This window comes from Streptomyces sp. NBC_01460, from assembly GCF_036227405.1.
Taxonomy (GTDB): Bacteria; Actinomycetota; Actinomycetes; order Streptomycetales; family Streptomycetaceae; genus Streptomyces.
Genome location: NZ_CP109474.1, coordinates 1 through 22,961 on the forward strand (window position 1 = coordinate 1; position 22,961 = coordinate 22,961).

The 22,961-nt window shown below is 69.7% G+C and carries 20 protein-coding genes and 3 pseudogenes; 18 read left to right on the forward strand and 5 right to left on the reverse strand.

Going from position 1 to position 22,961, the window contains the following annotated elements; translation table 11 throughout:
- The first annotated feature begins 1 nt into the window (after nucleotide 1).
- From OG488_RS38580 to OG488_RS38635, 12 genes are all read left to right on the forward strand, one after another.
- A complete protein-coding gene (locus tag OG488_RS38580) occupies nucleotides 2-448 on the forward strand; it encodes a hypothetical protein (RefSeq protein WP_329239556.1) in 447 nt (148 codons plus the stop codon).
- Nucleotides 445-2,322, forward strand: coding sequence for an asparagine synthase (glutamine-hydrolyzing) (asnB, locus tag OG488_RS38585; protein ID WP_329239559.1), 1,878 nt, complete (start codon nucleotides 445-447; stop codon nucleotides 2,320-2,322). The genes OG488_RS38580 and asnB overlap by 4 nt, the downstream gene beginning before the upstream one ends.
- A gap of 92 nt (nucleotides 2,323-2,414) precedes the next feature.
- Nucleotides 2,415-2,786, forward strand: coding sequence for a TcmI family type II polyketide cyclase (locus tag OG488_RS38590; RefSeq protein WP_329239563.1), 372 nt, complete (start codon nucleotides 2,415-2,417; stop codon nucleotides 2,784-2,786).
- Nucleotides 2,783-3,217 carry a cupin domain-containing protein gene (locus OG488_RS38595; protein ID WP_329239564.1) on the forward strand — a complete coding sequence of 145 codons (435 nt, stop codon included), beginning with the start codon at nucleotides 2,783-2,785 and terminating at the stop codon, nucleotides 3,215-3,217. Before OG488_RS38590 ends, OG488_RS38595 begins: the two co-directional genes overlap by 4 nt.
- A complete protein-coding gene (locus tag OG488_RS38600; protein WP_329239566.1) occupies nucleotides 3,214-4,494 on the forward strand; it encodes a beta-ketoacyl-[acyl-carrier-protein] synthase family protein in 1,281 nt (426 codons plus the stop codon). Before OG488_RS38595 ends, OG488_RS38600 begins: the two co-directional genes overlap by 4 nt.
- Nucleotides 4,491-5,753, forward strand: a complete 1,263-nt coding sequence (locus tag OG488_RS38605; RefSeq protein ID WP_329239568.1) for a ketosynthase chain-length factor — start codon at nucleotides 4,491-4,493, stop codon at nucleotides 5,751-5,753. The genes OG488_RS38600 and OG488_RS38605 overlap by 4 nt, the downstream gene beginning before the upstream one ends.
- A gap of 61 nt (nucleotides 5,754-5,814) precedes the next feature.
- A complete protein-coding gene (locus tag OG488_RS38610) occupies nucleotides 5,815-7,023 on the forward strand; it encodes an SDR family oxidoreductase (protein ID WP_329239569.1) in 1,209 nt (402 codons plus the stop codon).
- A gap of 31 nt (nucleotides 7,024-7,054) precedes the next feature.
- On the forward strand, nucleotides 7,055-7,804 hold the full coding sequence (locus OG488_RS38615; protein ID WP_329239572.1) for an SDR family NAD(P)-dependent oxidoreductase: 750 nt from the start codon (nucleotides 7,055-7,057) through the stop codon (nucleotides 7,802-7,804).
- A 26-nt stretch (nucleotides 7,805-7,830) separates the two neighbouring features.
- A complete protein-coding gene (locus OG488_RS38620) occupies nucleotides 7,831-8,130 on the forward strand; it encodes an antibiotic biosynthesis monooxygenase family protein (RefSeq protein ID WP_329239700.1) in 300 nt (99 codons plus the stop codon).
- Nucleotides 8,127-8,435, forward strand: coding sequence for an antibiotic biosynthesis monooxygenase family protein (locus OG488_RS38625; RefSeq protein WP_329239574.1), 309 nt, complete (start codon nucleotides 8,127-8,129; stop codon nucleotides 8,433-8,435). The genes OG488_RS38620 and OG488_RS38625 overlap by 4 nt, the downstream gene beginning before the upstream one ends.
- Before the next feature lie 217 nt (nucleotides 8,436-8,652).
- Nucleotides 8,653-10,041, forward strand: a complete 1,389-nt coding sequence (locus OG488_RS38630; protein ID WP_329239577.1) for a peptide MFS transporter — start codon at nucleotides 8,653-8,655, stop codon at nucleotides 10,039-10,041.
- Between the two features lie 219 nt (nucleotides 10,042-10,260).
- On the forward strand, nucleotides 10,261-11,112 hold the full coding sequence (locus OG488_RS38635; protein ID WP_329239580.1) for a hypothetical protein: 852 nt from the start codon (nucleotides 10,261-10,263) through the stop codon (nucleotides 11,110-11,112).
- 217 nt (nucleotides 11,113-11,329) lie between these two features.
- On the opposite strand, the pseudogene OG488_RS38640 reads toward OG488_RS38635, so the two are convergent.
- Nucleotides 11,330-11,650, reverse strand: a pseudogene (locus OG488_RS38640) (LysR substrate-binding domain-containing protein); the annotation flags it as partial.
- Here OG488_RS38640 and OG488_RS38645 point away from each other — a divergent pair.
- Nucleotides 11,641-12,120, forward strand: a pseudogene (locus tag OG488_RS38645) (Tn3 family transposase); the annotation flags it as partial. The pseudogenes OG488_RS38640 and OG488_RS38645 overlap by 10 nt on opposite strands.
- A 48-nt stretch (nucleotides 12,121-12,168) precedes the next feature.
- Here the strand turns inward: OG488_RS38645 and OG488_RS38650 are convergent.
- Both OG488_RS38650 and OG488_RS38655 read right to left on the reverse strand, forming a co-directional pair.
- Complete coding sequence (locus OG488_RS38650; protein ID WP_329239585.1) at nucleotides 12,169-13,176, reverse strand: recombinase family protein; 1,008 nt, start codon at nucleotides 13,174-13,176, stop codon at nucleotides 12,169-12,171.
- 515 nt (nucleotides 13,177-13,691) lie between these two features.
- Entirely contained in the window at nucleotides 13,692-13,898 is a 207-nt protein-coding gene (locus OG488_RS38655) for a hypothetical protein (protein ID WP_329239588.1), read from the reverse strand.
- A gap of 217 nt (nucleotides 13,899-14,115) precedes the next feature.
- On the opposite strand from OG488_RS38655, the gene OG488_RS38660 reads away from it, so the two are divergent.
- The 4 genes from OG488_RS38660 to OG488_RS38675 all read left to right on the forward strand — a co-directional run bounded on the left by OG488_RS38660 (nucleotide 14,116) and on the right by OG488_RS38675 (nucleotide 17,210).
- Complete coding sequence (locus tag OG488_RS38660) at nucleotides 14,116-15,249, forward strand: GDSL-type esterase/lipase family protein (RefSeq protein ID WP_329239591.1); 1,134 nt, start codon at nucleotides 14,116-14,118, stop codon at nucleotides 15,247-15,249.
- Between the two features lie 75 nt (nucleotides 15,250-15,324).
- Nucleotides 15,325-15,639 (forward strand): putative quinol monooxygenase, encoded by a 315-nt coding sequence (locus OG488_RS38665; protein WP_329239594.1) that lies wholly within the window; start codon nucleotides 15,325-15,327, stop codon nucleotides 15,637-15,639.
- Between the two features lie 113 nt (nucleotides 15,640-15,752).
- A complete protein-coding gene (locus OG488_RS38670; protein WP_329239596.1) occupies nucleotides 15,753-16,577 on the forward strand; it encodes a class I SAM-dependent methyltransferase in 825 nt (274 codons plus the stop codon).
- Between the two features lie 171 nt (nucleotides 16,578-16,748).
- On the forward strand, nucleotides 16,749-17,210 hold the full coding sequence (locus tag OG488_RS38675; RefSeq protein WP_329239702.1) for a MarR family winged helix-turn-helix transcriptional regulator: 462 nt from the start codon (nucleotides 16,749-16,751) through the stop codon (nucleotides 17,208-17,210).
- Between the two features lie 45 nt (nucleotides 17,211-17,255).
- Here OG488_RS38675 and OG488_RS38680 read toward each other — a convergent pair whose 3' ends face one another.
- Both OG488_RS38680 and OG488_RS38685 read right to left on the reverse strand, forming a co-directional pair.
- Entirely contained in the window at nucleotides 17,256-17,429 is a 174-nt protein-coding gene (locus tag OG488_RS38680) for a transposase (RefSeq protein ID WP_329239599.1), read from the reverse strand.
- Nucleotides 17,430-17,835: 406 nt separating this feature from the next.
- Nucleotides 17,836-20,850 (reverse strand): Tn3 family transposase, encoded by a 3,015-nt coding sequence (locus tag OG488_RS38685; protein WP_329239602.1) that lies wholly within the window; start codon nucleotides 20,848-20,850, stop codon nucleotides 17,836-17,838.
- Nucleotides 20,851-20,999: 149 nt separating this feature from the next.
- Here OG488_RS38685 and OG488_RS38690 point away from each other — a divergent pair.
- A pseudogene (locus OG488_RS38690) lies at nucleotides 21,000-22,877 on the forward strand (Tn3 family transposase); the annotation flags it as partial.
- Nucleotides 22,878-22,961: the final 84 nt, after the last annotated feature.

Consider the following 22,961-nt stretch of genomic DNA (forward strand, 5'->3'; position numbering starts at 1 on the left):
CATGATCGCTGTCCTCACCGGTCCGGAGCCGGGCCCGGTCGCCGAACACCTTGCCCTGCTGCACTTCACGGGCCGGCGCAGTGGCCGCGCACACACCGTGCCTGCGGGCGTGCACCGCATCGGCGGCGCCCTCTTCGTCGCCACCGGCAGCGCCTGGCGCCACAACTTCACCGACGGGGCACCCGGAGAGATCACCTGGCGTGGCCGCCGCACGCCTGTCCACTTCACGCTGGTCACCGACCTCGAGCAGACCGCACGCGGATACCACGACCTGTACGAACGCTACGGCGCCGAGGCCGCCCAGCGGCGCTTGGGCATCGTCGTGGCCCCCGCCGCCGCGCCCCCCACCCTGGCCGACTTCCGGGCCGCCGCCACCGGCATCCCGCTCGCCCTGGTGGCCGTGACCCCCACAGACGAATCCATCACGAACGAGAGGACCTCCCGATGAGCGCAATCGCCGGCTGGGTCGACTTCGAGCGGGACCTGTCCCCGGAGGCCGAGACCGTCGAGGCCATGGCGGCCGTCCTCGCCCACCGCGGCCCCGACGGCCGTGGCATCTGGGCCGAGGGACACGCCGCCCTCGCCCACCGGCGCCTGGCCCTGCTCGACGTGACGGAGAGCGGCGCGCAACCCGCCGTCCACACCACCGAGAGCGGCGCCACGGTCGCCGTCCTCACGCTCGACGGAGCCCTCACCAACCACACCGAGCTACGACGCGAACTGGCCACGAGGGGGCACCGGTTCACCGGCGGCGGCGACGGTGAGACCGCCCTGCACGCCTACCTGGAATGGAGAGCAGGCTTTCTCACCCATCTCGAGGGCCTCTTCGCGATCGCCGTGTGGGACGTACGCACCCAGGAACTGCTGCTGGCCCGCGACCGTCTCGGCGTCAAGCCGCTGAGCTACTACCCGACCCACGACGGAGTCCTGTTCGGGTCGGAACCCAAGGCGATCCTCGCCCACCCCGACATCGAGCCGGTGGTCGACGCCGACGGCCTGCGCGAGCTGTTCGCACACAGCCGGAAGCCCGGCACCGCCGTCTTCCGGGGCATGCGCGAGGTCGTCCCCGGCCACGCGCTCATCGTCCGCCGCCCCGGCAGACAGGAGCAGCGGTACTGGTCGCTGCCCGCCCGGGAGCACACCGACGGCCTCGAGGACACCATCACCACCGTCCGCGGCCTGCTCGCCGAAGCTGTCGCCTCCCACTTGCGCGCCGACGTCCCCGTGGGTGCCATGCTCTCCGGCGGCATCGATTCCAGCGCTCTGACCGCCCTCGCCCACCGGAACCTCGCCGCCGGCGGCGCCGGGCCGCTGCAGAGCTTCTCGGTCAACTTCACCGGCTACACCGAGAACTTCGAGCCCCACCCCACGATGCGCTCCACGCCCGACGCGCCGTTCGCGGCACTCGCCTCCCGGCACATCGGCTCCCAGCACTCCGAGATCCTGCTCGACACGGCCGCCCTCACCGACCCCCAGGTGCACGCCGCCGCCCTGCGGAGCCAGGACGCCCCCTCGCCGCTCGGCGACATGGACGTCTCCCTCATCCAATTCTTCGCCCGGCTCCGCAAGGCAGGGTTCACCGCCGTGCTCTCCGGCGAGACCGCGGACGAGGTCTTCAACGGCTACTTCTGGGCGTACGACCAGAAGCACAGCAACTCGCAGACCTTCCCCTGGGTCTCCTTCGAACGGGGCCATGACGCGGCAGCGGGCGGACTGGGAACCTCCATGATCGACCGACAGCTGCGCAAGCAACTGGACTTCCTCGGTTACGCGGACCAGCACTACCGGGACGCCCTCACCGAGGTGCCGCACATCGACGGGGACACCCCCGCCGAACGCCGGGCCCGTGAGGTCACCTATCTCGCCCTGACCCGCTGGGCGCCCACCCACCTCGACCGCGCCGACCGTATGAGCATGGCCCACGGCGTGCAGCTACGGCCGCCGTTCTGCGACCGGGCGCTCGTCGAGTACGTCTACAACGTGCCGGCTGCCATGAAACGGGTCGACGGCGTCGAGAAGAGCCTGCTGCGCTCCGCCGTCGCCGACCTGCTGCCCGACGCCGTCCTGCACCGCAGGAAGAGCGCCTACCCCACCACGCAGGAAGCCGCCTACGGCGACTTCGTGCGCCGCCGCTTCGCCGAGCTGGCCACCGACCGGGACGCAGCCGTCGCCGGCCTGCTCGACACCACCACCACCGCCGAGGCGCTGACCGCCGACGGCTCCCCGCAGGGTGCCTTCGCCTGGGTCGAGAGGGCCAGCATGGAGATGGTGCTCCAGCTCGAGACCTGGCTGACCGAATACCGGATCGACCTGCGGCTCTGACGTCGCCGGACCGCCGGTCCAGGCCGCTTCAAGACAGCTTTGAGAACCACCCACGAGGGTGGGACCACGACCGAACAAGCCAGGAGGGCAACGTGCACCGCACACTGATCGTGGCCAGGATGAACCTCGCCGACGCCGAGGGCGTCGGCAAGGTCTTCGCGGACTCGGACAGCACCGACCTGCCGCACATGGTGGGCGTCTCCCGGCGAACCCTGTTCGCCTTCCACGGCCTGTACTTCCACCTTGTCGAGGCGGAGCAGGACATCAGCCCCAACCTCTACAAGGCGCGCAGCCACCCGCTCTACAACGACGTCAACACCCGGCTCCAGGAGTTCATCTCCCCCTACGACCCGGACTGGCGCGAGCCACGTGACGCGATGGCCGTTCCGTTCTACTCCTGGACGCCCGACAGCGGCCCCGCCGTCACCCAGCCGTCCACCCCGAACATGGGCGGTGGCCGATGACGACCGCAGCGAGCACTCCCACCAAGGTCAATCTGGAAGAGGTCGTCCCCAACCGCAAGCGCGGCGGCGACATCCGCATCACCCTCAGCCCCCGCACGGTCAGCTGCACCTCCGGCTTCGGCGGCACGCTACGGCTGGCACCGGGCGAGCACGTCACCGAGCACCTTCACCCGTATTCGGAGGAGTTTCTGCACGTCGTCACCGGCGAGCTGGAGATCACCCTCAACGGTGAGCCCGTCGTCATCGGCCCCGGTGACTCGCTACTGGTCCCGATCAACATGCGCCACCGCCTGGTGAACACCGGCACGGAGCCGGCCCAGGTGGTCTTCCACCTGTCCCCGCTCGCTCCCCGCCCGGAACTCGGACACGTCGACACCGAAGCCCCGCTCGTCGAGAACGGCAGCAACCCGGACGTCGGAGGAGCTCGATGAGCCGTCGCGCCGTCATCACCGGGGTCGGCGCCGTCGCCCCCGGCGGCATAGGCCGGGACGCCTACTGGGACCTGCTCTCGCACGGCCGTACAGCCACCCGGCAGATCACTCTGTTCGACGCGTCGAAGTTCCGCTCCCAGGTCGCCGCCGAGTGCGACTTCGACCCGGTGGCCGCCGGCCTGAGCCCCCAGGAAGTGCGCCGGATGGACAGAGCCGCCCAATTCGCCGTAGTCGCGGCCCAGGAGGCGATCGAGGACAGCGGCATCGACATCGCAGCCGGCGATCCCGGCCGGACCGCCGTCAGCATCGGCAGCGCCGTCGGCTGCACCACCGGCCTGGAGGACGAATACGCGGTGCTGTCGGACGGCGGCAGGAACTGGCTCGTCGACCACACCTACGGTGTCCCGCACCTGTACGGCTACATGGTCCCCAGCACACTGGCGGCCGAGGTCGCCTGGCGGGCCCAGGCAGAGGGTCCCGTCGCACTGATCTCGACCGGCTGCACCTCCGGCCTCGACGCGATCGCCCACGGCGTCCAGCTCATCGAGGAGGGCGCCGCCGACATCGTCCTCGCGGGCGCCACCGATGCCCCGCTGTCGCCCATCACCTCCGCCTGCTTCGACGCGATCAAGGCCACGACACCGAACACCGACCATGACCCCGGCACCGCGTCCCGCCCCTTCGACGGCCGCCGCGACGGCTTCGTTCTGGGCGAGGGCTCCGCGGTCATGGTGATCGAGGAAGCGGAGTCGGCCCGTCGCCGCGGCGCCACCGTCTACGCCGAGGTGGTCGGTTTCGCCAACCGCTCCAACGCCTTCCACATGACCGGACTCAAGCCCGACGGCCGTGAGATGGCCGAAGCCATCACGGTGGCCCTGCAGCGCGCACAGCTCGACCCGCACGACATCGACCACATCAACGCGCACGGCTCCGGTACCAAGCAGAACGACCGGCACGAGACGGCCGCCTTCAAACGGAGCCTCGGAGAACGCGCTCATGAGATCCCGGTCAGCTCCATCAAGTCGATGATCGGGCACTCGCTGGGCGCGATCGGCTCCCTGGAGGTGGCCGCCTGCGCACTCGCCCTGCGCCACCAGGTCGTGCCGCCGACGGCCAATCTCACGGTCCCCGACCCTCAGTGCGACCTCGACTACGTGCCGGTCGCCGCCCGGGAGCACCACATGGACCATGTCCTGAGCGTCGGCAGCGGGTTCGGCGGCTTCCAGAGCGCCATGATCCTCAGCCGCCCGGGAAGCCGGAAGAAGGCGGCGGCATGAGCGCGCTCGGTATACCCGATGGACGTCGCCGCCCGGCGGTCGTCACCGGTCTCGGCGTGGTCGCCCCCACCGGCATCGGGGTCCGCCGGCACTGGGAGTCCGTGCTCGCCGGCAAGAGTGGTCTCGGCCGCATCACCCGGTTCGACCCGGCCGACTATCCGGTCAAAGTGGCCGGGGAGGTGCCCGGCTTCGCAGTCGGCGAGCAGGTACCCAGGGGCCTGATCGACCGGACCGACCGGTTCACGCACTTCGCCCTGGCCGCGGCCGAGGCGGCCCTCGCCGACGCGGACGCCGATCCGGAACAGCTGCCCGAGTTCGAGATGGCCGTGGTCACCGCGAGCTCCTCCGGCGGGACCGAGTTCGGCCAGCACGAGATGGAGCAGCTCTACCAGCAGGGCCCGGCCTGGGTCGGCGCCTACCAGTCCATCGCCTGGTTCTACGCCGCCACCACCGGCCAGGTCTCCATCCGCCACGGCATGCGCGGGCCCTGCGGAGTCGTCTGCGCCGAACAGGCGGGCGGCCTGGACGCGCTGGGCCAGTCCCGGCGGCTGCTGGACACCGGATCCCGGCTGGTCCTGAGCGGTGGCACGGACGCCTCACTGTGCCCGTACGGCCTGACCGCTCAGCTGTCCACCGGCGCGCTGTCCACCACGGACGACCCGGCGCGCGCGTACCTGCCCTTCGACGAGGCCGCCGACGGCTACGCTCCCGGCGAGGGCGGAGCCATGCTGCTCCTCGAGACCGAACAGGGCGCCCGCGAGCGAGGCGCCCAGCACTACGGGCGGATCCTCGGTTACGCCGCGGGGTTCGACCCGCTGCCCGGCACCGGCCGCCCGCCCGTCCTGGCCTCCGTCGTCCGCCGGGCGATCAGGGACGCCGGGATCACCGCGGACTCCGTCGACGCAGTCTTCGCCGACGCCGCGGGCACGCCGGATCTGGACCATGCCGAAGCCGCCGCGATCAACGAGGTGTTCGGCGCCGGACAGGTACCGGTGACCGCCCCCAAGACCCTCACAGGCCGGCTGTACGCGGGCGGGGCGCCCCTGGACGTGGCAACCGCCCTGCTCAGCCTGAGTGCCGGCGTGATCCCGCACACCCCCGGCGTCGACCGCCCCGCACCCGGCCTGGGAATCGACCTGGTCGTCGGCAGCCCGCGGCACACCGCTGCCCGCACCGCCGTGGTTCTCGCCCGCGGCCACGGCGGTTTCACCTCCGCCCTGGTCGTGGACGCAGGCAACCGCACCGACCACACCAAGTGACCCGTCCGTAACGGAGAAGGCAGGAAGTCATGAGCGAACCTACCGAGGAGGCCCGAGTCTGATGGCAGGCCACACCCGCAACTCCGTCGTCATCGACGCCCCGATGGACCTGGTCTGGGAGCGCACGAACGACGTGGCGTCCTGGACCGAGCTGTTCAGCGAGTACTCCGTCGCCGAGATCCTGGAGCAGGACGGTTCCACCGTCACTTTCCGGCTCGCCCTGCATCCGGACGAGGACGGCAAGGTCTGGAGCTGGGTCTCTCGGCGCACCACCGACGCGGCGACCCGCACCGTCCGTGCCCACCGGGTCGAGACCGGCCCCTTCGAGTACATGAACATCCACTGGGAGTACGCCCAGACCGACGAAGGCGTTCGGATGCAGTGGACCCAGGACTTCCACATGAAGGACGGGGCACCGCTCGACGACCAGGGCATGACGGACCGGATCAACCGCAACAGCCTGGTCCAGATGGAGGTCATCAAGTCCAGGATCGAGGCCGTCGCCCGTGCGCGGCGCACCCCGTTCGCGAATCTGGCGGGCAAGCGGATCCTGGTCACCGGCGGTTCCAGGGGCATCGGGCGCGGCGTCGTGCTCGCCGCCGCTCGCGCCGGCGCCGACGTGGTCACCTGCTACCGCCGGGAGAGCGACCACGTCACGTCGCTGGCCAAGGAGCTCGCGCCGTTGCCCGGCACCCAGCACGTGCTGCGGGTGGACGCGAGCGAGGCTTCCGGCGCCCGGCGGCTGGCGGACCGGGCGGAGAAGCTGCTCGGCGGTCTCGACGCGGTCGTGAACAACGCCGGCGACTTCGCGCCTGTGCCCTACGCGGAGCTGACCGACGCAGCGTGGGCCACGGCGCTGCAGTCGAATCTCACCGGCACCCACCAGGTCACCCAGGCGGTGCTGCCGCTGCTCGGCGCGGGCGCGTCGATCGTCAACCTCGGCTCCACGGTGGCGCGTATCGGCATGGCCGGGGGCGTCCACTACACCGCGGTCAAGCAGGCCCTGGTCGGCCTGACCCGTTCCCTGGCCCGCGAACTGGGGCCGCAGGGCATCCGGGTCAACACGGTCTCGCCCGGCCGGATCGCCACCGAGGCACTCGACGAGCTGCCGCCCCAGGCTGCCGCCCAGCAGCGTGCGGTCTTCTCGAAGTTCGCCGCCCTCGGTCGCCTCGGCACCCCGCAGGAGATAGCCGATGTCGTGCTCTTCCTGATCAGCGACCAAGCCTCCTACATCACCGGACAGAACATCCACGTCGACGGCTGCGTGTGAGCCACCGTCGCACCACGGAAAGGACAGACACGTGGAACTCGGACTGCAGGGAAAGAAGCTTCTGATCACCGGCGGCTCCAGGGGCATCGGGCGCGGCATCGTGCTCGCCGCGGCCCGCGCCGGCGCCGACGTACTGACCTGTTACGTGCACGACAGCGAGCACGTCGAGAGCCTGCGCCGGGAACTGAAGGGGACCGGCGGCGACCACGAGGTCGTACGCGCGGACATCGGCGACCTGGAACAGGTCGATGCGCTGGTGGCGAGGGCCAAGGAGAAGTACGGAAAGCTCGACGGCATCGTCAACAACGCCGGTGTCATCAGCCACATACCCTTTGCCGAGCTCCCGCCGGACGAGTGGTCGCGCGTCCTGGACACCAACCTGACGGCTGCCTACCGGGTGATTCAGCAGTCGCTGCCGCTGCTGGGGGCCGGCGCATCGGTCATCAACATCGGTTCACGCGGTGCAGCCGCAGGCATTCCGCTGCGCGCCCACTACACCGCGGCCAAGGCGGCGATGATCGGCCTCACCCGCTCGCTCGCGAAGGAGCTGGGCGGCAAGGGGATCCGGGTCAACGTCGTGGCGCCGGGCGTCATCGAGACCGAGGCTTTCGACTCCATGCCTGCCGAGCGTGCCGAGGGCCTGCGGGCGACGTACGCCCAGAAGACGGCCCTGGCGCGGCTGGGCCGGGTCGACGAGCTCGCCGCACCGGTCCTGTTCCTGCTCAGCGACCTCTCGGCGTATGTCACGGGTGAAACCCTCAATGTCGACGGAGGCATCTGACCGTGTCCGACGCAACCTTCCGGGTCATGCTCCGCATGCAGATAAAGCCCGGCATGGAAGCCGATTTCGAGCGGGTGTGGAAGGAGGTCGGGGGCTCGGTCACCAGCCACCCGGCCAACCGCGGCCAGTGGCTGTCCAGGAGCACGACCGTCGACGAGGACGACATCTACTACATCATCAGCGACTGGGTCGACGAACCGCAGTTCCGCCGGTTCGAGACCAGCGATACCCACCTGCAGCACCGCACCAAGCTGCACCCGTACCGCAGCGGTGGCTCCATGGCGACGATGAACATCGTCGCGAGCCTCTCGAGGACAGCCGCATGACGGTCGCTCCCGCTGTGGAAGTGGTGCTCTATCACCTGTCCCCCAGGGGTGAGGACGTTCTGGCGGCCTACCACGAGACCAGTCGGCGTATGGCCGGCACCCCGGGTCTGCTGGGCAACCAGCTGATGAGCGAACTCGGCCGCCCCGACTCCTATGTCGTGGTGAGTCATTGGGACACGTGGGAGTCCTTCGAGAAGTGGGAGAGCGGCCCGGAGCACAAGGGCCAGACGGCACTTCTGCGCGAGTTCCGCGACACCGAGCGGGCCCGCCCGTTCGAGATCTACAAGGTCCTCGCCAGTTATTGAGGCCGGACCCGTGCGGGGGCTCCGGGGAGGCACTCGTGGTCTCTCCGGAGCCCCCGCACGGCGATCCGGTGCTCCGACATCGCACGGAGGAGAGAGCGTGGAGAGCCCGAGCCGGACGCACGACCACAGCACGGGCGCACCACCGCCCCCGATCGGAGGGAGCCGGCAGCCCGGCACAGGCGGGCACTCCTTCCCGTCACGCGGCGGCGCTGCCCCCGTGCCCCAGGCCCGACGGGCGTTCGTCACGCTGCTCGGCGTGGATCTCTGGGAACGGTTCAGCTTCTTCGGGATGGCCGCGATCCTGGTCCTCTACCTCACCGCGGTCCCAGCCGACGGTGGCTTGGGCATGGGCTCGCAGACCGCCACCGCCGTGTTCGCCACCTACATGTCCTTGAGCTTCATCGCCGGCCTGCCCGGTGGCTGGCTCGCCGACCGGGTGCTCGGCGCGCGCCGAGCCGTGTTTCTCGGCGGCGGCCTCATCGCCACCGGACACGCCGTCCTCTCCCTCTCCCTCGCTCCCGCGCTCTATGCCGGACTCCTGCTCATCGTCGTCGGCACCGGCCTGTCCAAGCCTTCGCTGGCCGCCATGGTGGCTGCTGTCAGTGGTGCCGAGAAGCGGGAAGAGGCGTTCTCCCGTTTCTACATGTGCATCCAGGTCTCCGCGCTCGTCGCCCCCGTCGTCACCGGACTGCTGGCGGAGAAGGTCACCTGGCACCTCGGCTTCGCCGCAGCCGCCTTCGGTATGGCAGCGGGTCTGGCTCAGTTCGGCATCGGGATGCGCGCCTTCGAAGGGATCGGCCGAGGTCCGACGCGTCCCGTCTCGCGTGGAGAAGCCCGTACGGCAGTCCGGCGGGGCGGCGTCATCGTTGCGGTCGCCGCGGCCGCCGTCACCGCGGTATCGCTCGGCGCGCTGCCGCTCACCGCGGTACTGGCGGTGCTGGGGCTGGTCACCGTGGCTCTGCCATTCCTTTATCTGCGGACGCTGAGCCGCCGCACGGCCATGGGCGGCAAGCCGCTGTCTGCCTTCACCGTTGTGATGGGTGCGTCGGCGGCCTTCTGGATGATCTTCGCGCAGAGCGGTTCGGTGCTCTCCCTCTTCGCGGAGCGCCACACCGACCGCGTCGTTCTCGGTTTCGACGTGCCCGCGAGCTGGATGCAGTCGGTGCACCCGCTGTTCGTGCTGCTGCTGGCCCCCTTCGTCACGCGGCTGCGCGGTGGGGTGACCACGAAGGTCGCGGGCGCGCTGGGCGTGGCCGGTCTGAGTTTCGTCGTCATGGCGGGGGCCGCACTGCTGGCCCAGGAGCACCGGGTCTCTGTTGCCTGGCTGATCGCGGTCTATCTGCTCTACTCCCTCGGCGAGATCGTTCTGGCCCCGGCCGGCCTGGCACTCAGCGCGGCGGTCGCTCCTCCCGGTTTCACCAACCGCTTCCTCGCGCTCAACGGCATGTTCGCCGCGGTCGGTGTGGTGCTGGGCGGTCAGCTCTACCGGCTGACCGCGGTGCTCCCGCTGCCCGCCTACTTCCTGCTGATGGGTACTGCTGTGCTCACGATCGGTGTCGCTCTGGCAGCCGTTGCACGGCGTCTGCGTCCGGCCCTGCCGGTCTGAGCTGTCTCATCACCATGCAGATAACAGCAAGAAGCAAGGAGGAGACCCAGGGGCTTGCACCGGGTGGCCGGAGGGGCGTCATGACCGTACCGGACCGGGACGTTGCGATTCGGTTCGACACGGACCGATACGAAAGCTGCAGCTGAACGGGAAGGAGGCATTGTTCGGCTTCTTGCTGTTATCTATCCTTCCGGGGCCAGGATCCGTACCCTGGGGCGCATGCCGCCCAACCGCATCTGCACGGTCGACGCCTCCACCGCGATCGGCCGCTTCCTCGAAGCGCTCGAAGCCCGCGGGTACGCGTACGAGACGCGACGGCTGCGCGCCCACTTCCTCAACGAGTACCTGGAGCACGCGCTGGGCGAGCAGCAGACCACAGCGCTCGCCGTTGGCGAGCTCATGGACCTCACCCGCGCCGAAGCGTGGCTGGCGGCTGCGGCCACCGGTCGGACCCGCAGCCGCAACACGCTCACCGGCCCGGCCGCCGCGGCGGCCGGCAACACCCAGCGCACCCGCATCCAGACCTGGAACTCCTTCGCCGAACACCTCGGCACCCCCCTGCGCCTGGAGATGCCCCCGGCCGCCCACGGTGACTGGCTCGAGCCCGAGGAGTCCCACAAGCTGCTGCGCACCCTCGCGGTGAAGCGCCCCGTCGGTTCCAACGCCGCGACCGCGATCCGCACCGCCGCGGTGGCCGCTCTCGTCGCCGCCACCGGCCGCTCCGTCCCCGACCTCCACCGCCTGGACGTCACCGACGTCGACCTCGAGCACCTGCCCTTCCCCCGGATCCGCCTGGACACCGGCCCCCACCCGCTCGACAAGGACACCGCCGACATCCTGCGCCGCTGGCTCAAGGCCCGCGCCGGCATCACCCAGCAACTCGAAGGCAGCGACCCCGGCTACCTCTGGATCCCCACGAAGCCCGGCCGGCCCCGCGGCGGCGAGGAGCCACCCAAGCCCGGACTGACCCGGGCCGCCGTACGCACCCTGCACTCCGCCCACCGCAACCTGGTCCTGCAGGTCTTCGGCGCACCGCTTCGTCCTGGCGCGCTGGTCTTGTCCCGCTCGTGACGGGGGTGCCGCTCATACCCCGGCCTTTCGACGAGACCCTCTCGTCGGACACGCGGTGCCTCGGGCCCGGTTCCACATAGCTGCTGACGCGGCCGGAGCGGCCGTGGACGCGAGCGAGGTGTTGCTGCATCCGGATGTGCCGGAACTGGTACACGGCACCGGCCTGCTGGAGCACCCCCGGCGATAGGCGTCGTCCAGGAAGCCGGCACCCCCACCGTCAGATGGCGGAGCCGGCGGCCCGCAGCTCTCGCACCAGAGCGCGCACGACGGCGGTGCCAGCGAGCTCTGGGGTAGTCACATAGCCGATACGGCGCGTCGGGCGCTGTGGACCGAGATCGGTGATCTCGATCGAGTCCGGTGCTCCGACCAGGGAGAGTGCGGGCATGATCGCCATTCCGTGCCCCCCGCTCACGAGTGAGAGTACTGCTCCGTCGTCCTCGGCCTCGATCGTGGCTCTCGGGATCCAGTCCTGCGCGCCCCACCAGGCGCGGGTGTACGAGCCGCAGTTCTCGACCCAGTCGACCAGCGGCAGCGTTCGGGATGGGCGTCGTGGACGTGTCGGGGATACCGCCGCGGCGGTTGGCAGAGCTGTCCAGGTACGGAGCGGACGGCAAGGCGTCGCTGCTGCGCCGGCACTCCGACGCCCGCCGCTTGGCGACGCTGCTGGCCACCACCGTTTACCTGACCTCGCGGGCGGTGGATGACGCGCTGGACCTGCTGGAGGTCCTGATCGCGACGAAGCTGCTGGCCAGGGCGGAGCGCGAGAGCGCGAAGGAGAAGCTGAAGACTCTGCCGCGGGTGGAGCGGGCGTCGGCGAAGCTGGCGACCGCGTTCCAGGTCGTGTTCGACACCACGAGCGAGCAGGTCGACACCGACACCGGCGAGATCGCGCCGCCGAGGGTGGAGAGCCTGGAGGCGATGTGGGCGGCCATCGAGCAGGTGGTGCCCCGGCACGAGCTGGCCGCGGCGATCGCCGCGCTGTTCGAGCTGACCCCGCCCCTGGACTCGGCCCTGTCCTCCCGAAGCTGCCACGAAGTGACAAGTAGCTCTCTGTGATCAGAGTGACGCTCGGTCAGGGGTGTCGGGGCGGGGCTCAGGGACCGTTGCGGTCCGGCTGGCGGCGAAGTCGACGTGGGCCTGCTCGACGGCTTCGGGGTATGCCTCGCGCTTGGCGTGCTCGGTGAGGGCTCGGTAGATGCTGGCCACCGAGGGGTTGTGTCCCTTGCGCTTGCCGGTGGGGATGAACAGGTCGGGCTGGATCTGCTCGACGGACTCACCGCCCGCGCGGCGCCGCAGCACGGTGTGGAGCATGTCGTCGGTGATGACCGGCGGCCGGCCGCCGTGCTTGCCCTTGCGGGCCGCGGTGTCGAGCCCCTCCAGCGTCGACTCCCGGATGTTCTCCCGCTCGGTCTCCGCCATCGCGGCGAAGAACGCGAACAGCAGCTTCCCCGGGCCGGTCGGGTCGTAGATGCCGGGCAGTGGACCGGCAAGCATCTCCAGGATGAGGCCGTGAGCGGTGAGGTGATCGGCGAGCGCGGTGAGCTCGGCGGCGTCGCGGCCGAGCCGCTTCATCTCGTACACGGTGAAGATGACCCGGCAGTGCGGGGCGTGCGCCTTGACCTCCCGCGCCGTACGGAGGGCCTCCTCGAACTTGGGCCGTACGCGGATGCGGGTGCTGATCTTCTCGGCGAAGATCTTGTCCCTGGGGATGCCGTGCCCCGCGAGGGCGTCGAGCTGGGAGTCGAGTTCCTGGCCGAGGGTCGAGCAGCGCGCGTAGCCGATGCGGATGTCCGCGCTCGGCAGGGCCGGGTCGATCGGCGCCGGCGGCGGGGTGCCGGGCCGCCACGGCTGGCCCGGGCCGCGGTCGGCGGGGGTCGGCACCCGCAGCTCCTTCTTCAGGCGGGGAACCTGGGTGAAGCGGCGGGTGTGGTAGGCGGAGGCGACCGCTCCGCCGCGCGAGCGGCACGGTGAGCCGGGCTGGGCTTCGCACTTCGGGCAGGTGTGCTGTTCGACGTCGTCGGCGTCCGACCGGTCGGTTGAGGCCGGCTGTTGAGGGGGCGTCATGGGCCCGGATTTTCGCACAATGCAAGTCTCAGAAGGGGGTCTGTCCCGCTTTTGAGTGAGAACGGGTTCTGAGAGCGAATCCGGGACCGGCCGGGGTTCGGCGGGCCGTGATTGATCTTGATCGCGCAAAGGACCGTTTCTGCGAACAACCCACCGTCACGACCGTGACGCTTGGCTGCACGTCCCTTCGCCGTAACTATGCGGGCGTCGTACGAGCATTCAAGCGGGTTCGAGGTCGGCAGGGTCGGCGTCCCGCTCGAACCCGCCGCCGATCGGTCGGACGAAGATCCGGTGGTGCGGGAGCTTGCCTGTCCCGGCTCTGCTCCCGTGCAGCCGCCGCCAGGTGGCGAGTAGCTCTCTGCAACTGCTCTTGATCTGCGGCGATGCCGAGAAGCCGGTCGCCCGCTCGTCAGGCCAGGGAAGCGCTTTGGCGTCCTTCGGAACGCTGACCTGCGGCTTTCTGCAGGTTCGGGATGCGTGAACTCAGGGCATCCGCCGGGGCGGTTTGGTCGGCGTCAGTCGCGGGCGAGGTGGAGATCGGGCAGGTGCGGGTGCCGCAGGACCTGTCCGGCCTCGGTGACCTGCTGGGCGAAGGTCTGCGGAGGCGGGCGGTCGGCCTGGCCGTAGGCGTCCAGGACGGTCTCGGTCTTCCTCCGCAGGCGGCGCGGGTCACCCCCGCGGACCCGTCGGCCCTCGCCCTCGGAGGTGAGCTGGGCGGACATGGTCCCGGTTCACGGACCTGCTCGCCCGTTGGCCCTGCCGCCGACCGTCTGCCAGGCAGTGGAGCCCTTCCTTGATAATTAGGGTTCTATATGTTTGACTTCTAAGTGTTGATCGGTGGGTGGAGTCCGCCAGTCGGATCGGCTGGCCCATGGACCCTTGTACACCGGATGCCGCCCCTGATGGGGGCGCGGTGAAATAGCACGGAAGGAGGACATAGTGGATCAATGGAATGCGGGCTGGGCGCAGTCCGTCGTGGACGTTCGGGCTTACGGCAGTGCCACGACGGACGTGACGCTGCGTGTGCGGGTCCGATCTGCCGTCGGCGGCGATCGCACGCGCATCGAACTGAGCAACCGTTTCAGTAATGCCCCCCTCGAAGTGGGGGCGCTCTCGCTCTCGGTGGCCGGTCGAAGCGTGTCGGCCCGATTCGACGGGCACACCGGCACGACGATCCCGGCGGGCGACACCCGGTGGACCGATCCGGTGGCGCTGCGGCTCTCTCGCGGCAGCGAGGTGACGGTCGACCTATACCTTCCGGCGATCACAGCGCACACGACGGGCAACTTCTCACGGATGCCCGTGGAGATCTCCCAGCTCGGGGACCACACCGGGTCGCCGGACTTCCGCCCCGTTGCGACCCCGACGGTCCCGGCCCCCGACGGCAGCCGCCTTCCCCTCCCCCTTCCCTTCATCAGCGGCCTGGAGGTATTCGGGCCGGCACCGCAGGCGCTGGTCGTCTGCCTGGGGGACTCCATCACCGCCGGCGGCTGGCCCGAGGAGGCCCAGGAGCTGCTCGCGGACCGGCTGGAGGCTGTCATGCTCAACCGCGGGATCGCGGGGAACCGGCTGCGTTCCGACCCTGACGCGTCGATCGCGTCGTACGGGCCCTCGGGTCTGACGCGCTTCGAGTACGACGTCCTGGCCACCGCGGGGGCGAGTGAGGTGGTCATCGCGCTCGGAACCAACGACCTGGGCCTTCCCGGTGCCACCGCCCCGCTTTCGGACCTCCCGTCCGCCGAGCAGATGATCGAGACGTACCAGAGCCTGGCCGGCCGGGCCGCGGCAGCCGGACTCCGCGTCACGATCGCCACGATCACACCGTTCTGGCAGGCGGAGGGCTACGACAAGAGCTGCGAGGCGATCCGGCAGACCGTGAACGACTGGATCCGCTCGTCGGCGCCGCACTTCGTCGACTTCGACCAGGCTCTTCGGTCGACGCGGGACCCCCGGTGCCTGGCGCCGGAGTACGACTCGGGCGACCACCTGCATCCCAACAGCGACGGTGACGAGCGCCTGGCGCAGGTCATGGCCGCCCACCTCGCGATGCGCCACGGCGTATCCGCCGACTGAATCCGCACACGTCCACCGGTGCGGCGCGGGCTGCCCCGCGACAGCACCGAACTTCACCACAGAAGGTAGGTCACTATGCACGCAAAGCAGCCGGGAATGGTGCTCCGGATGAAGGCGAAGCCCGGCATGGGCGACGAGCTGTTCAAGGTCTGCCACGAGCTGCACTTCAACGACGACCCGGACGGCCCCGTCGACTGGGTCCTGAGCCGTTCGAACGAAGACCCGGACATCATGTGGGCCTTCGAGTTCTACCGGGACGACGAGTCCTTCGAGCGCCACTACTCCAACCCCGCGATGGACGAGGGACACCAGCGGGTGTTCGACCTGGTCGCCGACAACGTCGAGGAGTGGGGCGTGCGCGAATCCGTCCACATCGTCACCTCCAGCTGAAGGACACCGGCCTCCCGCGCGAACCGCGGGAGGCCGCCCGGCGGGAAGCGGAAAGGCCCCGCCCGCAGCGTCCTCGGCACGTATGTCGACACATCACCGGTAAGGACTGAGGAATGAACCAGGAAAACCCCACTCTGACCATGATCCGGGAGTTCGTCGCCCTCGGGCGGGTCGAGTTCGACCGCCCCTACACGCGCGAGGGCTACGACCACGGACAAGGGAAGCTGACCGAGGGCATGACGGCACCGGGCCCGGACGGGAAGCCCACCGAGATGAACGATCTGTTGCTGCGGCTCCTGGAGCCGCGCGCCCCCTACTTCGACCGTCTCGCCCTGGACGCCCTCGACTCCGGTGTCACCCAGGTGGTCAACCTGGGCGCCGGCTACGACGACAGGTCGCTGCGCTTCCGCTCCCCGGGCGTGCGCTTCTTCGAGCTCGACCTCCCGCATGTCATCGCCGACAAGACGCGGCGCCTGGCGGCGACCGACTTCGACACGAGCGCGATCACCCTCATCGAAGCCAACCTCCAGACGGACTCGGTGGGCGAACTCCTGCACGCGGCAGGCTTCGACTCCAGCAAGCCCTCGCTCTTCCTGCTGGAGCACGTGGCCCTGTTCCTCGAAAGCAGCGCGGTCCGCAGCCTCCTGGCCTCGCTGGCCGGCCAAGCGGCGAACGGAAGCGCCCTCGCCCTGACCGCGGAAGTCCACCCGCAGGGCACCGACTCCGCTGCGCTCCTGGCGACCGTGGACGAAATCCTGTTCGGCGGGACCAGTCCGCTGCACACCATCATGAGCCGTGACACCTGGATGGACGTGCTGAAGACCGCGGGCTGGGAAGTCCGCGACCCGACGCACGTCACCGCAGTCGACCACTTCCAGGTCCCTCTCGGCGGACAGAGCACCCAGGTCCAGACCCAGTTCCTCACCGCCACGGCCTGACGCGCCCCTTCGCCGACGGGCCGCCGGTTGTGCTGGGCGGATCTCTTGTTGGGATCGGCGGAGAGCTGGCGCGCCCAGCACCAGCCCGACTCCTCGAAAGTTAGCCTCCTAACTGTTAAAGTTATCGGTGTGACTGCCTCGAATCCCATAGATCGCAACAGTTTTGAATTGATGCGCTGGATCGTCTGGGCCCAGCGCAAGGGCGGCGAGGAATGGTTCCGGAAGCGCGAGCTGAGCCCCGAGCAGGCGTTCGTCCTCGCCTACCTGCTGCGGAACCCCGGCGCGATCCAGCGCGACATCGCGCAGGTGAGCCGCACCAGCGCCGCGAGCGTCTCGTCCCTGCTGAAGGGAATGGAACGACGCAGCCTCATCGAACGCCGTACGGGCGGCGAGGGGGACGACCGCAGCAAGCGTGTTCACCTGACAGAGGCGGCCCGGGAACTGATCGACGGCATCGACGCTGCCATGACCGGCGTCGAGGAAGGCATCCTTGCTCCCTTGGACGAAGCCGAGCGGGCTTCCCTGCACACCCTCCTCGCCAAGATCACCGCGAACCTGTCGCAGCCGACCATCGACGGGGCATGGACCGAAATCCCCACGGTGCCGCAGCCGGTCGAACCCGTCGATCGATGACTCGACGCGGGCACCGAAGCGGCGCTTGATATCGCTGGCGCAGCGCTACGCCAAGAACGCGAGATACGCGCCGATCTTCTCCGGCGCCAGATCCAGAAGCTTGTCGGTCCACCCCTCCTCGGCCAGGTACTCGCGGAAGTCGGCCAGCACGCTGTGGTGAAAGCCGGGGTCCTTCAGCTCCATGGCCAGGGCGTACTTGAAGTCGATGCGGTTGGGCACGGACTCAGCCGTCTGTCGGGCACAGCTCCGGCAGGAACTGCAAGACCGACACGATCGCCAACTGGGCAGGTGACAGACCCGGCCTGCCGGCCTGCGGGCACCTCCTCATAGTCCTCGTCGCTCCATACACCGTTGAGGTGGTCACGGATGGCCATGGCCGTGGTGTCCTGCGGGTTGCACGCCCGCAGACCGGGTCATTTGCTGGGGCTTCAGCCTCAACGAGCCCGGCCTCGCCGCCGTTGGAGCCCGCGCGACCCACCTGAGCGACGTCGAGCGCGGCGCCGACCAGTGGGCCGCTGCCCCGGCCCGCGTTGCCAAGGCCGACGTGCTCGACCGCGGTGCCCTGCCCCACTGGGCGTCACAGCCGACCACCGACGGACCCGCTTCGGCGCCGTCCGGCTGCTCGTCAGGCCGGAGCTGTGGCCGGTTCGCCGCTGCGCGGGCCGGGCACCGGAGCCACCACGGCGGCAACGAGGTCCAGGTGGGAGCTCATGTCCAGCTCGAACCGGCCATACGGGTTCACGTGCGTCCAGAACAGTGGGGACAGGGCCCGCCGGTCGGCGTCGGTGAGCCGCTTCTGCCATTTCTCGTCGGCGAGGATGTCCTGGAGGAGCAGAGTGTTGACGTGGACGAGCGCGGACTGGAGCAGGTGCAGGGCGAGCATCGAGACTTCCTGGGACTCCTTGTCGGAGCCGGTCAGGTCACCGTCCTTGCCGTAGAACAGGTCGTGGTTGGCGGAGTTCCAGTTCTCCACGACCTGGAGGCCGTCGTTGATCTCGCGGCGCAGCTCGGCGTCGGCGAGGTAGTCGCAGATGAACGCCGTCCGCACCGCGCGACCGAGTTCCTCGATCGCCCGGTAGGTGGGGTGCTTGGGCCCGCCGCGGGTGAAGCGCCGCAGGACCTGCTCAGCCTCGGCGGTGCCCAGGCGCAGGGCGGTGGTGTACTTCACGATCTGGTCGTACTGCTGGCGGATCAGGTCCCAGTCGATCGTCTTGGTCGACAGCACCGGCGCCAGGTGCGGCCACTGCTCGTCCTCCCCGGCCGCCGGCCGGTACAGCCTCGCGGAGCCGACGTTCTTCAGCCTGGGCAGCAGGTTGAAGCCGAGCATGTGGGCGAAGGCGAACCCGACGATGGAGGCGCCGTGCGTGTCGGTGTATTGCCGGTCGATCTCCACGTCCGTGCAGTGCCGCAGGACGCCCTCGATCATCGCGGCGACCTCGGAGGCCGAGCAGGACTTGAGCTGGCTGTAGACGCACAGCGACTTCTTCTCCACGTGCCAGTAGATCATCACGCCGGGGCCGCGGTACCGCTGGTGCCACTCGGTCATGAAGTTCGAGGACCAGGAGCCGAACTTCTTGGAGTCGCTCGCACAGGCGGTGCCCTCGCCCCACCACGCCTCATCTCGGGCGGCGAAGGTGGCGTTGACCAGCCGCACCAGCGCCGCGCGCAGGTTGGTCCGGTTGACGAACAGGTGCCGTACGCGGCGCAGGACCGCCTCGCTCTCGCCGTGCTTGCCGGTGACCGCGACCCGCTTGATGCCCATGTTCGTGCCCAGCGCGAACAGCACCAGCAGCAGCCGGCGCCGCAGCACCGCCTTCGGGACCGCCTCCCTGGTGGCGACCGAGGTGAACTCGCTGGTGAAGCCGGTGGCGAACTCGGCCTCCTTGAGGATGTCGATCAGGTCGATCGTGCCCCAGCGGCGCTCGATCTCCGCCTTCAACGCGACCAGGTTCTCCGGCTCCTCCTGCTTGCCCAGCGGCGAGACCTTGATCCACGGCTCACCGTGCCGCTTGACGATGTCCACCCCGCCCGTGGTCCCCAGCTCCAGCGCGGTGTCGAAGCGGGTCAGGGCCTCCCGCAGCCGCTTCTGAAGGGCCCCGATGAACTTCTCCGGGTCCTGCGGCTGGCGGATCGCGTCGTAGTGCACATCGCGGTTGTCCTCGAAGTCCGGCGGCAGATCGTCCTCCGGGTTCCGCCACCGGTCCGCCACCGGCACCCAGATCTCCCGCCGCCGCAGCGCGTCCCGCAGCGCCACGAGCACGCACAGCTCGTACGGGATGCGCTCGACCCGGCCGCGCTCGTCCACTACCGCCTTGCGCCATTCCTCGCGCACCACCCCGGCCAGCGGAATCTTCTCCGCCTCGTCGAAGAACGCGCCCTCCTTGGCGATGGGCTGATCCAGATACCGCTTGAGCAGGTCGATCGCGTCCATCACCGGCCGGTAGGCGGTGTTGTTGCACTTCAGGTCGAGCGCGTTCAGCAGCGGCGAGAGCATCCGACGCCAGTGGTTGGAGTATGACGAGCGCAGCACCGTGCGCACCCGGGCCCGGTATCGCGCCTCGTTGGCTGCGGCCTCCGCCGCCAGCGCCTTCAGCGTGGACTCCCCGGCCACCGGATAGATCACCTTGCGGACCGTGCCGCCCGGCTCCGTGATGGCCGCCTCCGCCAGCCGCAGCAGGATGCCCTCCTTGCCGCGGACCCGCTTCAGCTCCTTGTTGAACTCGCCCTCGACCTTCTTCTCCGCCCGCGTGTTGATTTTCTGCACGAGCTGGATGAACAGCTCCACCAGCGAGTCGGTGATCTCCGTCTCCCGCACATGGCACAGTGTCGACAGCAGCGTGTACCGCACCGGCCCCGCCGCCGCCCGCAGGTCCGAGGGGTACTCCTTCGCCGCCCGCGCCCGCCAGGCCGCCACCAGCTTCTCCGACAGGTCCCCGAACAGCTCCGGCGGCAACTCCAGCGCCCGCACCCGCTGGAGCTTGTTCACCTCCGCCAGCAGGCTGTCCAGCCCCAGCGCCCCCGGGTCCGCCTTCAGCTCGGTGAAGAACGTGCCCCCGCCGCCCGCGCTTTCCGCGTCCGTGCCGGTGTCCTCGGCGATCAGGTCGTCCAGCCGCGAGCGGGTCGCCGCCGACAGCCGCCCCACCGTGGCCGCGCAGAACCGCTCCTCGAAGGTGCTGACTGCCGAGCCCACCAGCCGGGCGATACGCCCAGGCGTCGGCGGCTCCAGCCGGTCGTTGCGGCAGCGGGCCACCACCGCCTCCGCGAGCCGATCCCGGTTCAATTCCACCCCGCACAGCTCGACCGCCAGCCACTCCGCGAGCTGGGCCTGGTCCTCCTTGGTGCACTCACGGAAGCCGAACGCGCCCCGGATCTCCGTCCGGTGCCGCTTGATCGCCCGCCCCGACCAGTCATACGCGGCCCACTCCTCCGCAGGCACCTTCACCTGCTGAGCAACGTACGACACCGCCGGCACCGGGATCTCCCCGGCGTCCTCCGGGAACCGGGCCTCCACCTCGAAGAACTTCAGCAACAGCGCGAACCCCAACCGGTTCGCCCCCGACTTGTTCCGCAGCCGTTCCTGGTCCTCCTCCAGCAGCGTCCAGACCTCGATCAGGTCCTCCGGCTCCCACTCCTGTCGCACCCCGGCTCCTTCCGGTCGTCATGACCGGACCAACCTCGCTCAGCACGGCACTCGATGAGCCCAGAAGATCCAAAACTCTGACAAACAGACCCCAGATCCGCTACAGAGAGCTACTTGTCACTTCGTGGCAGCTTCGGGAGGACAGGGCCGACTCCGACGCCGACGAGGCATGGCGGGCGATGCTCGTGAACCGGTTCGGCACCGTCCGCCCGTTCTTGAAGTTGCTGGTCAGTGTGGTGGACTTCGACGCCACTCCGGAGGGCGAGGCCGTGCTGGGCGCGCTGTTGTCGTTGCCGGAGCTGATGGGCCGCAAGAAGGTCGGGCCGGCCGAGATCGACGCCGGCTTGCTCACCGGGTCGTGGCGGCGTCTCGTGCTGTCGGCACCACATCTGGAGCCGGGCTCGGTGAACTGGAAGGCGTACACGTTCTGCGTGCTGGAGCACTTGCACCGGATGCTGCGCAGCAAGCAGGTCTTCGCGAAAAACTCCTCGAAGTGGGGCGACCCGCGGGCGAAGCTGCTGGCCGGTGAGGCATGGAAGCAGGCGAGGCCGACCGTGCTGGCCTCGCTTAACCTGCCCGGTGAGGCAGGGAAGCACCTAGCGGCGCGGGCCGCGCTGCTGGAGGGCACCTACCGGGAGGTCCCCGCCCGGGTCCCGGACAACGCGCAGATCGTGTTCGACGACGATGGCCGCCTGCACTTCGCCGCCCTGGAGCCGGAGCCCGAACCGGTCTCCCTGCTGGAGCTGCGGGCCGCGGTAAACGCGATGCTGCCGAGAGTAGACCTGCCCGAGGTGCTGCTGGAGGTGTTCTCCTGGACCGGCGCCGACCAGGCGTTCACCTCGGTCACCGGCGGCGAGGCCCGGTTGAAGGACCTGAGCGTCACGATCGCCGCGCTGCTGGTCGCCCACGGCTGCAACGTCGGCTACACCCCGGTGATGGGCGGCGCGGACGCGCTGAAGTACGGCAGGTTGTCCCACGTCGACCAGACGTACCTGCGGCTGGCGACCTACCGGGCCGCGAACGCGACCCTCATCGAGCACCAGGCGTCCATCGATCTCGCGCAGGCGTGGGGCGGGGGCCTGGTCGCTTCGGTTGACGGGATGCGGTTCGTCGTTCCCGTCCCCAGCGTGTACGCGCGGCCGAACCCCAAGTACTTCGGGCGCCGGGGCGGCGCGACCTGGCTCAACATGATCAACGACCAGGCCGCAGGACTGGGCGGGAAGGTGGTGGCTGGCACCCCGCGCGACTCCCTGTACGTGCTGGACGTTCTCTACGACCGCGACGGCGGCAAGCGCCCGGAGATGATCGTCACCGACACCGCGAGCTACAGCGACATCGTGTTCGGCCTTCTCACCCTGGCCGGGTTCGCCTACGCTCCGCAGCTCGCGGACCTGCCGGACCAGAAGATGTGGCGCATCGACCGCACGGCCGACTACGGCGCCTTCCAGGACGCCGCCCGCGGCCGGGTCGACCTCGCCCGCATCGAGCGGCACTGGGAGGACATCCTGCGGATCATCGGCTCCATCCACACCGGAGCCGTCCGCGCCTACGACGTCATCCGCATGCTGTCCCGCGACGGACGCCCCACCCCGCTCGGCGACGCGATCGCGCACTACGGGCGGATCGCGAAAACCCTGCACATCCTGCGCCTGGCCGACGAGCCCGGATACCGCCGCCAGATCAAGGTGCAGGCCAACCTCCAGGAAGGCCGCCACGCGCTCGCCCGGAAGATCTTCCACGGCCGGGCAGGTCAGCTCTACCAGCGCTACCAGGACGGCATGGAGGACCAGATCGGCGCGCTGGGCCTCGTCCTCAACGCACTCGTACTGTTCAACACCCGCTATATGGACGCCGCCGTAGCCCAGCTCCGGAGTGACGGTTTCGAGGTCCGGGACGAGGATCTCGCCCGGCTCTCCCCGTTCGTGCGACATCACATCAACGTGCTCGGCCGGTACTCCTTCCAGCTCCCCGACCTGCCCGGTGGCCTGCGGCCCCTGCGCGACAAGACGGCCGTGGACGAGCTGTGACGGGGCAGCGGTGGGGTCGGCGCCGGACGGTGCATCCCTATCGGACCGGGCGCGCGGGCCGGGCTGGACGGAAGGGATCAGGTG

Excerpts from the sequence above, each read along its gene's own strand:
- OG488_RS38580 (WP_329239556.1), top strand. The coding sequence starts at position 2 with ATGATCGCTGTCCTCACCGGTCCGGAGCCGGGCCCGGTCGCCGAACAC.
- asnB (WP_329239559.1), top strand. The coding sequence starts at position 445 with ATGAGCGCAATCGCCGGCTGGGTCGACTTCGAGCGGGACCTGTCCCCG.
- OG488_RS38595 (WP_329239564.1), top strand. The coding sequence starts at position 2,783 with ATGACGACCGCAGCGAGCACTCCCACCAAGGTCAATCTGGAAGAGGTC.
- OG488_RS38600 (WP_329239566.1), top strand. The coding sequence starts at position 3,214 with ATGAGCCGTCGCGCCGTCATCACCGGGGTCGGCGCCGTCGCCCCCGGC.
- OG488_RS38605 (WP_329239568.1), top strand. The coding sequence starts at position 4,491 with ATGAGCGCGCTCGGTATACCCGATGGACGTCGCCGCCCGGCGGTCGTC.
- OG488_RS38610 (WP_329239569.1), top strand. The coding sequence starts at position 5,815 with ATGGCAGGCCACACCCGCAACTCCGTCGTCATCGACGCCCCGATGGAC.
- OG488_RS38620 (WP_329239700.1), top strand. The coding sequence starts at position 7,831 with ATGCTCCGCATGCAGATAAAGCCCGGCATGGAAGCCGATTTCGAGCGG.
- OG488_RS38625 (WP_329239574.1), top strand. The coding sequence starts at position 8,127 with ATGACGGTCGCTCCCGCTGTGGAAGTGGTGCTCTATCACCTGTCCCCC.
- OG488_RS38635 (WP_329239580.1), top strand. The coding sequence starts at position 10,261 with ATGCCGCCCAACCGCATCTGCACGGTCGACGCCTCCACCGCGATCGGC.
- OG488_RS38650 (WP_329239585.1), bottom strand. The coding sequence starts at position 13,176 with ATGACGCCCCCTCAACAGCCGGCCTCAACCGACCGGTCGGACGCCGAC.
- OG488_RS38655 (WP_329239588.1), bottom strand. The coding sequence starts at position 13,898 with ATGTCCGCCCAGCTCACCTCCGAGGGCGAGGGCCGACGGGTCCGCGGG.
- OG488_RS38665 (WP_329239594.1), top strand. The coding sequence starts at position 15,325 with ATGCACGCAAAGCAGCCGGGAATGGTGCTCCGGATGAAGGCGAAGCCC.
- OG488_RS38670 (WP_329239596.1), top strand. The coding sequence starts at position 15,753 with ATGAACCAGGAAAACCCCACTCTGACCATGATCCGGGAGTTCGTCGCC.
- OG488_RS38675 (WP_329239702.1), top strand. The coding sequence starts at position 16,749 with ATGCGCTGGATCGTCTGGGCCCAGCGCAAGGGCGGCGAGGAATGGTTC.